We start from the raw sequence: 9612 nt of genomic DNA on the forward strand, positions 1-9612 counted from the left end.
TTTTTAACAATGTCCGCGCCCTAATTGTGTAGTGCTATGGGAAGTTAAAAAAGTAGGGGAGCAGACTGAGACGGAGCTTGTGCTCCGCCCCAGTCCAAGCGCTCTGGAAGGGTGGGGCTTTGTAACCATGTTCCGCTGCGCTCTACGCAGAGGGTAAGGGCTTGTTCCCCCTGCCCTCTGCCCTCTTCCCCTCTGCCTCTTCGGTAACTATCGCCGTCTGGAGGTAGTTTGTCGGAGTTCCCGTTTTTCTTGTTCTTGGCGACGGCGATCGCGCCAACCTGCTAAGGTTAAATAACCAACGCCAGTAGTGACTGCGATGAGCAGGACAAAGGCGATTAAAGCTAAAATACTCAGGAATGGACTTTCCACGGTTTTCTTATAGTCCGTTGCGTCCCCAAACTACCATAGCAATGGACCATGTGAAAAGAGTCAGCAATGAAACCCAACCTAGTGTCAAAATCATAGCGATATTTTGTGCAAACTTACAAAACGACTTCAATCTTTATCATACTGGGAATAGCCAACTGCTTTTCTGACAAATGACAAATGCCAAATATTTTCTCATCATTGATTTAGAAGCAACTTGCTCCAAGGACGGTGCTATTCCTCGTCATCAAATGGAAATCATCGAAATTGGAGCAGTGATGCTGAATAGCTCCACATGGAATGTTGATTCTGAGTTTCAACAATTCATTAAACCGATAATTCATCCCCAATTAACAGATTTTTGTACAGAATTAACCACAATCAAGCAACAGGATGTAGATGTAGCGCCGACTTTAGCTGAAGTAATTTCTCAATTTAAAAAATGGATGTTATCTTTTGACAACTATACATTTTGTTCTTGGGGAAACTATGACAAAAATCAATTTATCCAAGATTGTAAATTTCACCAAATTCCCTATCCTTTTACTTCCACCCATAGAAATATTAAACAAGAATTTTCAGAATATTTAGGAGTATCCAGAAAATTTGGTATGGCACAGGCTTTGCAATATCTAGGTATGGAATTACAAGGTACACATCATCGAGGAATTGATGATGCTCGTAACATTGCCACTATTTTTAAATATATGCACACTCAAAATAGTAAAAAATAGAACTACCAAAAATTTTATCAATACTCAAAAATCCCTTAATGATAATCTTCATCAAGGGATTTTTTAATATTTTAACTAGTTGATAAAAGTTGTTGTATCTTAAACCTTAAAATCGAGGATCAAAGATGGGATCGCGGTTACGATTATTCCTTCTATCACGAACGCGATTAAGGATGGGATCGCGGTTACGATTATTCCTTCCGTATCTGTCATTATCTCGATCAAACTTTCTCCTACATCTTCTCCTTTCACTCCTACTATCAGCTCTGCTCAAACAATAATCATATCCATTCCTTCTTCCATATCTGCCAAAATCTCTATCCAACTCCTTACATCTTCTCCTTTCACGTCTACTATCAGCTCTGCTCAAACAATAATTATATGCATCCTTTCTTCTATTCCTGCTTCTATATCTTCTTCTCCTTCTTCTATATCTGTCATTATCTCTCTCAAACTCCCTCCTACATCTTCTCCTTTCACGTCTACTCTCAGCTCTGTCCAAACAAAACTCATACATTCTACGTCTATTGAATCGTTGAGCTATTGTATAACCTAAGTTGTCTGTTTTATTTTGATTGAGCAAGCTGTCTTCTGCCTTTACTGGCAGGCTACTAGTGAAAATACTAGCAAAGACTGCCATACTTGTTAAAGAGAGTTGCAAAAATTTTTTTGGAAATACCACAATAAATCCTCTTAAATGTTGACTTCACACTAAATTAAATGAATACATTGTATTTGACTTTTGAGTCTCTATCTTGGTCAGACTGATTATATATTTTTGAGTTCCCTATGTAGCTCAAAATTTTCTGAAAAATTTACTTCTCAAGTATAAATATATAACTAAATTTATGTCTCTATAATCCTATAAAGATTTAGTGAATAAACAACTAAAACAATATCATTGAATTTCAGTAATTTGTCCCTAGACAAATTACTTGTAATGTGATTAATGAGATAATTGCATTATTCAACAAAAATATATAAGTGCATTCCATGAAATCTTTTTTTTCGCGGATGGAGGCGGTACAGTCGCCCATTATTCCCATAGTTGGTCAATTAATTAAAAGTTGTCCAGGAACGATTTCCTTAGGACAAGGAGTGGTTTCCTACTCTCCACCCCCAGAAGCTATGGATTTTTTATCTAAATTTTTCGCGGAACCAGCTAATAATCTCTACAAAAGTGTGGAGGGTATTCCCCCTTTAATCGCAACATTGACAAAAAAGTTGCAAACATTTAATCAGATTGAAGTTAATCAAGGAAACAATATAGTTGTTACTGCGGGTAGTAATATGGCATTTATGAATGCCGTACTCGCAATCACCTCACCTGGGGATGAAATTATTCTGAATACTCCCTATTATTTCAATCATGAAATGGCAATTTCAATGGCGGGATGTCGTCCAGTATTAGTAGGAACCGACCATGAATATCAGCTGCGTCCCCATGCAATTGCCAATGCAATTACCTCCAAAACTCGGGCAGTAGTTACTATTTCTCCCAATAATCCTACGGGTGCTGTTTATCCACCAACAGCCTTACAACAAGTTAATCAAATTTGTCGCGATCGCAATATCTATCATATCAGTGATGAGGCTTATGAATACTTTACTTATAACGGGGTAAAACATACTTCCCCTGGTGCATTTCCTAGTAGTAGCCAACATACCATCTCTCTCTACAGTCTTTCTAAGGCTTATGGTTTTGCTAGTTGGCGTATTGGCTATATGGTAATTCCCCATCACCTCCTAGCATCAGTGCAGAAAGTTCAAGATACTATCCTCATTTGTCCTCCTGTAATTTCTCAATATGGGGCATTAGGAGCATTGCAAGCACCACCGGATTATTTACAAAATAACATTGGTGCGATCGCCCAAGTACGGGACATGGTTATGGAGTTACTCAAACCCCTAGAAGGATTATGTACCATTGTTCCTACCGATGGCGCTTTTTACTTTTTCCTCAAGGTTCATACTCAGATGGATGCTTTTGAGTTAGTCAAAAAACTGATCTTGGAGCATCAAATTGCAGTTATTCCCGGTACTACCTTTGGTATGGATGATGGGTGTTATTTACGGGTAGCTTATGGTGCTCTACAAAAAGATACGGTGAAACAGGGAATCGCAAGATTAGTTAAGGGTTTGCAGACCATTGTGCTGCAAGGGTAAATTTTGTTGCATATTTGCATATTTCTTGTTTTATAACACTAGACTGTTTAGTATAACAATCATCTAGGGTGCTACGTATGACACAGACAGCCCCAATCCCATCAAATAATCCTACAGATTTCCGAATATCCCAGCAACAGCCCCGCAAGAAACCAATTACTCTCCTGATAGGAGGGTTGCTAGTCGCTAGTGTGATTGGCTATGGAGTATGGCGGAGTCAACCCCAGGAATCAACGAGCATACTCAAAGTTAGCGGACGAATTGAGGGTTATGAAACCGAAATTGGGGTTAAAAGCTCCGGAAGAGTTGAGTCAATTGCTGTGCGGGAAGGAACAGCAGTCAAAAAGGGGCAAAAATTAGTTAAATTAGACAATACCAATGATAAGTTACTGCAAGAACAATTACGTGGTGCGGAGGCGAGAGTAGTAGTTGCTGAATATGATCAAAGACAAGTAAGTGCAGATGTAGAGCAAGTAACCAGAGAAATTCAAGCAATAAACAGCCAAATTAACGAAGCTAAATTGAATTTGCGCCAGTCCCAAGGGGATAGCCAAGGTAGAATTGAGCAGGCGCAGTCAAATGTAGCAGTTGCTCAAGCTAAATTAGTGCAAGCACAAGCCCAAGTTAAGCAAGCAAGAGCAGAAGTTAATTTAGCCAAAATCAACCGCGATCGCTATGCCCGATTAGTCAAAGAAGGTGCCATCAATCAACAACAATTCGACCAAGCACAAACAACTTTAGATACAGCAATAGCTACCCTCGAAGCACAAGTTGCAGCAGTCAATGCTCAACGCCAACAATTAAGTGCAGTTTCAGGGGCGTTAACTCAAGCTAAAACCGCAGGTTTCAATCCAGACATTCGCAACGCCCAGTTAACAGCATTAGTCAGAAAGCAGCAGCAAAGTCATGCTCGCCTCAAATCTGCCCGTGCAAAAGTCCAATCTGCACGTGCAAAGGTCAAAGATGCCCAAGCAGCAAAGCAGCAAATTCTCACCCAGATTGCAGACTCCAAACAAGATTTACATGTAATTAGTCCTTTAGATGGGGTAGTGACTGCTCGTAGCGTGGAACCGGGTGCAGTAGTTAGCAGTCAAACTAAAATTTTGACTATTGTTGACCCCAAAACAATTTATTTTAGAGGTTTTATTCCCGAGGGCGATATTGGCAAAGTCCGTCTAGGACAAACAACGAAAATCTTGATTGATTCAGCACCAGATAAGCCCCTAGAAGGTAAAGTAATTGCCATAGATCCACAAGCTTCATTCACACCGGAGAATATTTACTTTCAAAAAGACAGAGTCAGACAAGTAGTAGGAATTCGCATTCAAGTTGAAAATCCTGATGGTTGTTTTAACCCCGAAAATCCCTACACTGCATCAGATTTGCCATGCGCAAAAATGGGGATGCCAGCAGATGCGGAAATTAATCTGCAACCAGGAAAATAAACTGAGGAACATTATACCCATGACTAACTCACAACCGGAAAATTTAGAAACACGTGTAACGACAATCGAGGAACAGTTAGAGCAAGTACTTGAGAGTTTAGATTTAATCGCCACTATTCAGCGAGGTATTCGGATTGAGGTTCGCAACACTTCCCAGACTTCAGCAAGATTAGAACGCACGGTAAGACAACTCGCGGAAATATCCGCACGAACGCAAGCTGTAGTAGTGCGGAATCAGGAAGAATTAGAACAGTATCGCGCTGATATCCGTCAAAACCAAGAAAATATTCATCGGATACTGGCTTATTTAGAAAATCCGCATCGCGGGGATACGATGCCCAATTAATTCTTTTTTCAAAATGGTATTACCACAATCATCCAGTCTGAATACCACAGCAATTAAGGTACGTGGTTTACACAAATACTACGGTAACTTAGGGGCTGTACGGGGAATTGATTTGAATATTGAGAAAGGAGAAATGTTTGGGTTAATTGGCCCTGATGGTGCAGGGAAAACTAGTACCTTTCATATTTTAGCTGGGGTGATGGAAGCAACAGCAGGGGAGGTGCAAATATTTAATCAACCTGCGCGAGATGCCCGACTAATAACTGGTTATTTGACCCAACAGTTTTCCCTATATTTGGATTTGAGTATTGATGAAAACTTGCGCTACGTAGGAGGTTTACGGCAAGTAGCAGATGATTTGTTACAAGCAAGGCGGAATAAATATTTAAAATTAATGGATTTGCAGCAATTTAGCGATCGCTTGGCGGGACAACTGTCTGGGGGGATGAAACAAAAGCTGGCACTGTGTTGCGCCTTGGTTTCCCAACCAGAGGTATTGTTATTAGATGAACCCACCAGTGGTGTTGATCCGGTATCTCGTCGGGAATTTTGGGATGTACTAGGGGAATTGTCAGCCGAGGGAATGACGATTTTTGTTGCTACACCATACTTAGATGAAGCTGAACGCTGTCACCGGGTGGCTTTAATGTATAGTGGCAAAATCCATGAAATTGGTACACCTGGTGACTTACGGGCTAAATTAGGCTGGCATCGCTTAGAGGTGCGAACAGCAAACCTACAAGCAACAGAGACTATACTATCCCAGACTAGTGAAACTAGTATAGTAGATGTGCAAATTTTTGGCGATCGCTTGGATGTCCTGGTTGAAGATATAAATTCTGGCGCAACCGCAGTCCGGGAATTATTACAAACACATCAGTTACCTGCTCCCAGTATTGAACCTGGGGAACCCACATTAGAAAATGTTTTTGTCACCCGTCTGCGAAAACAAGGTTACGCACCCCAGTTTTTCCCATTACCCCGGTATCGCCAAAGGGAAGTAGGGAAGGAGGCATTCCCCCTGCTCCCTGCTCCCTTCCCCCCTGCTTCTTCCCTAGCCATATCTGCTCATAACCTGAGTCGCGTGTTTGGCAAATTTCAAGCGGTGAAAAATGTCAACATTGCGGTGCGCTACGGCGAAATATTTGGGTTGTTAGGTGCTAATGGTGCAGGGAAAACCACTACAATTAAAATGCTGTGTGGATTGCTCAAAGCCAGTGGTGGCGAAATTAGTTTAGGTGGTGAAACTGGAAATCTGCGTAGTGCAGACTTACGACGACGCATTGGTTATATGAGTCAAAAATTCACCCTCTACGACGATTTAACTATTCTGCAAAATCTAGAATTTTATAGTGGAGTTTACGGTGTACCCCACAAACACCGAGGTGAAAAAATTGATTGGGTAATTGCTACCTGTGGATTAGAAGGACAAGCACATTTGCTGACTGGAAAGTTACCGGGAGGTTGGAAACAAAGAGTAGCTTTCGGTGCTTCCGTCATGCATGAACCAGATATATTATTTTTGGATGAACCAACATCTGGGGTAGATCCATTAGCACGTCGCCAGTTTTGGCAGATAATTAATGATTTTGCCCGTAATGGCACAGCTATTTTAGTCACAACCCACTATCTGGAAGAAGCTGAACAGTGCAACCGTATGATTTTTATGGCTGGAGGGGAAATTGTTGCTGAAGGTTCACCTAGTTCGATCAAAGCCTCACAACCAGGACAACTAATAGAAATTAGGGTCAATCAAAACCAAGTTGCTGCTAAGTTACTGAAACAACATTTTGCATCTTGGCGTATATCTATTTTCGCTGATAGTTTACATATTGTCCTTGATCACCCTGAGCAAGAGATAAATCAATTAACTCAACTTTTAGAAACCCATCAAATTCAGATCAATTCTCTACGTTCCCTTCCTTTCTCTTTAGAAGATGCTTTTATTAGCATAGTCCAACGAGTACAAAGTTAGGAACTAAATACATATGAAAAGAATCTTTGCCCAATGTATTAAAGAATTAGCCCAATTTAGTCGCGATCGCCTCACATTAGCTTTGGCGTTTTTATTACCATTTATCACTCTGATAATTTTTGGTTTTGCGATTAGATTAGAAAGTAAAAATATTCCCTTAATTGTCCAAGACTTTAACCAGACGAATTTAAGTAGAAGCTATATTGAAAGGCTTTATGCCACTAATCAATTTGTACCCAAACAATGGACTGGTGGCAATCCCACCCGTGATGCTATAGATAGAGGAATTGCCAAAGCTGCTGTAATTATTCCATCAGAATTTAGCCGTGATATTCAAGGGGGTAGAAGTACAAAGCTGCAAGTATTAATTGATGGAACTGATGTTAATAATGCCCGTATTATTAAAAATAGTATAGCTAGAGTCAACAACTTTTTCATCCAGCAACATGGACTATTACCAGCAACGAATAGAATTAGAGCACGAATACGTTTATGGTTTAATCCTGGTAGATTAGAATCACTTTTCATTGTGCCAGGAGTGTACGGAGTTATCCTGTGGATTTTCCCTTCATTATTATCAGCGATCGCAATGGTGAGAGAAAAGGAGAAAGGTACTATTTTACAAGTCTATGCTTCTAGTATTAGTACCACTGAGTTATTACTTGGTAAAGGATTAGCTTACTTATTAATTGCCATCGCTGAGACATTAGTAGTTATGGTATTAGGCTCAATTATTTTTCAGGTTGGTATAGTTGGAAATCCCATAACATTACTACTTGGCACTTTATTGTTTCTAACAGATAGTATTTCTTTCGGCTTACTTTTAGGAGTCCGCAGCAGTAACCAAAATGCAGCTGTACAAGGAGTTGCTCTGGTAGGTTTTATTACGGCTTTATTACTCTCAGGTTTTATTTATCCCCTCAATAATATTCCTTTTCCCTTATCACTAGCACCTAACATCATTCCAGCACGTTATTACATTAATATTACTCGTGATGCCTTTGTACGGGGTACAGGATTTACCGGAGTCTGGTTTGATTTATGTATGTTGGCAATATTAGGAGCAGTATTTTTCTATGTATCACGCCGAATTTTAAGTCGAATGCAATTACCCAACTAATACTATTTTGGATTTTAGATTTTAGATTTTGGATTGTGAAAGAGTTTATAAATAAAACCAATTCAAATAATGTTTGCAACATATAAATTCTTCGTAGGGGCACGGCAACCACAATCTTTCAATATATACAAGTATCTTACTGGTGCCGTGCCCTAACCATCTGCCCTTTCTTTCCATCTATTGCAATCATTGTTCAAATTATTATAAGTTTATTTTTCACAAAAATATGCAAAAAAACATCCCATTTTTATTGTTTTTTAATATTTTATTGTGAATCAGGTGTCAATCATGAAACTTCTTCAGAAATTATTTAATAGCCCATTTTTTGCCTTAGTCCGGAAAGAAATACATCAAATATTACATAATAAACAATTAATTGTTTTACTGTTTATCCCCCCTACAATCCAGTTATTACTCTATGGTATTGTTCTCAACCCTGATGTTAATAATTTACGATTAGGTGTCATTGATTATGCCAATGTTAGCAGTAGTCGGGAATTAGTCTCAGCGATGACATCCAATCAAATTTTTACCTTAGAATCTGTACCAAAGAGCGAAAAAGAATTGAGCCTTCAAGTGGAAGAAGGCAAACTAAATGTTGGAGTTATAATTCCTCCCGAATTTCCACGTCAACTAACACAAAAATCAGCAGAAATTCAAGTATTTATTGACGCTGTTAATGCCAATACGGCGGGAATAGCAGCAAATTACATGAGTCAAATTATCCAGCAATATAATGTACGATTAACTCAAAACCAAGTTAGTCTGCCAATCTCCCTCGAAGTAGTATTTCTTTACAACCCTGGACTGACTAGTAGTTGGTTTTTTGTACCAGGAGTTATGGGTTTAGTATTAACAATAATTGGTACAATAGTATCATCTATTACTGTTGTGCGGGAAAAAGATACAGGAACTTTAGAACAATTATTAATGACACCAGCTACTAACTGGGAAATATTATTAGCGAAAATAGTACCTTTATCTTTTTTATTAATGGGAGATGTTTTACTCGCTATAACTTTAGCAACAATAGTATTTCATGTACCATTTAGAGGTAGTTTTCTACTATTTTTTATTTTATCAAGTATGTATTTATTTGTGGGGATTAGCTTGGGTATTATGTTGGCAACTGTGAGTCGTTCTCAACAGCAAGTAGTCCTCACATCTTTTTTTATTAATTTACCAATGGTACAAACTTCTGGAGCGATCGCACCCATTGAAGCCATGCCTCCAGTCTTTCAAGTTCTATCCCTACTCAATCCCCTACGTCATTATATTGCAATTGTTCGAGGTATTTTGCTCAAAGGCGTTGGCTTAGATGTACTGTGGATGAACGCTTTGGCATTACTAGCCTTTGCTATTGTACTATTGACTATTAGTATTAACAAGTTTCGCAGTCAATTAAGTTAAAGTTTTAAATTTTTATTACTTAGGATTGAGGATGAAATAAAATACAACAA

At 39.1% G+C, this 9612-nt stretch carries 9 protein-coding genes; 7 read left to right on the forward strand and 2 right to left on the reverse strand.

Features of this window, described 5'->3' with window-relative positions; translation table 11 throughout:
- Positions 1 to 207 precede the first annotated feature (207 nt).
- Both CALSC_RS26865 and petN read right to left on the reverse strand, forming a co-directional pair.
- Complete coding sequence (locus CALSC_RS26865; RefSeq protein WP_088239397.1) at positions 208 to 369, reverse strand: hypothetical protein; 162 nt, start codon at positions 367 to 369, stop codon at positions 208 to 210.
- A 7-nt stretch (positions 370 to 376) separates the two neighbouring features.
- Complete coding sequence (gene petN, locus CALSC_RS00030) at positions 377 to 463, reverse strand: cytochrome b6-f complex subunit PetN (RefSeq protein WP_088239405.1); 87 nt, start codon at positions 461 to 463, stop codon at positions 377 to 379.
- A gap of 76 nt (positions 464 to 539) precedes the next feature.
- Here petN and CALSC_RS00035 point away from each other — a divergent pair, with 76 nt between their 5' ends.
- The 7 genes from CALSC_RS00035 (at position 540) to CALSC_RS00065 (ending at position 9562) form a co-directional block, all read left to right on the forward strand.
- Complete coding sequence (locus CALSC_RS00035; RefSeq protein ID WP_088239398.1) at positions 540 to 1100, forward strand: 3'-5' exonuclease; 561 nt, start codon at positions 540 to 542, stop codon at positions 1098 to 1100.
- A gap of 993 nt (positions 1101 to 2093) precedes the next feature.
- Complete coding sequence (locus CALSC_RS00040) at positions 2094 to 3266, forward strand: pyridoxal phosphate-dependent aminotransferase (protein ID WP_088239399.1); 1173 nt, start codon at positions 2094 to 2096, stop codon at positions 3264 to 3266.
- A gap of 77 nt (positions 3267 to 3343) precedes the next feature.
- On the forward strand, positions 3344 to 4711 hold the full coding sequence (locus tag CALSC_RS00045) for an HlyD family secretion protein (RefSeq protein WP_088239400.1): 1368 nt from the start codon (positions 3344 to 3346) through the stop codon (positions 4709 to 4711).
- 19 nt (positions 4712 to 4730) lie between these two features.
- Positions 4731 to 5057: a hypothetical protein gene (locus tag CALSC_RS00050; protein WP_088239401.1), complete on the forward strand. Its 327-nt coding sequence runs from the start codon at positions 4731 to 4733 to the stop codon at positions 5055 to 5057.
- Positions 5058 to 5070: 13 nt separating this feature from the next.
- Entirely contained in the window at positions 5071 to 7032 is a 1962-nt protein-coding gene (locus tag CALSC_RS00055; RefSeq protein ID WP_088239402.1) for an ATP-binding cassette domain-containing protein, read from the forward strand.
- A gap of 13 nt (positions 7033 to 7045) precedes the next feature.
- Positions 7046 to 8152 (forward strand): ABC transporter permease, encoded by a 1107-nt coding sequence (locus CALSC_RS00060; protein ID WP_088239403.1) that lies wholly within the window; start codon positions 7046 to 7048, stop codon positions 8150 to 8152.
- A 288-nt stretch (positions 8153 to 8440) separates the two neighbouring features.
- On the forward strand, positions 8441 to 9562 hold the full coding sequence (locus tag CALSC_RS00065) for an ABC transporter permease (RefSeq protein WP_088239404.1): 1122 nt from the start codon (positions 8441 to 8443) through the stop codon (positions 9560 to 9562).
- Positions 9563 to 9612: the final 50 nt, after the last annotated feature.

It is taken from the genome of Calothrix rhizosoleniae SC01, assembly GCF_900185595.1.
Classification (GTDB): domain Bacteria; phylum Cyanobacteriota; class Cyanobacteriia; order Cyanobacteriales; family Nostocaceae; genus Calothrix_A; species Calothrix_A rhizosoleniae.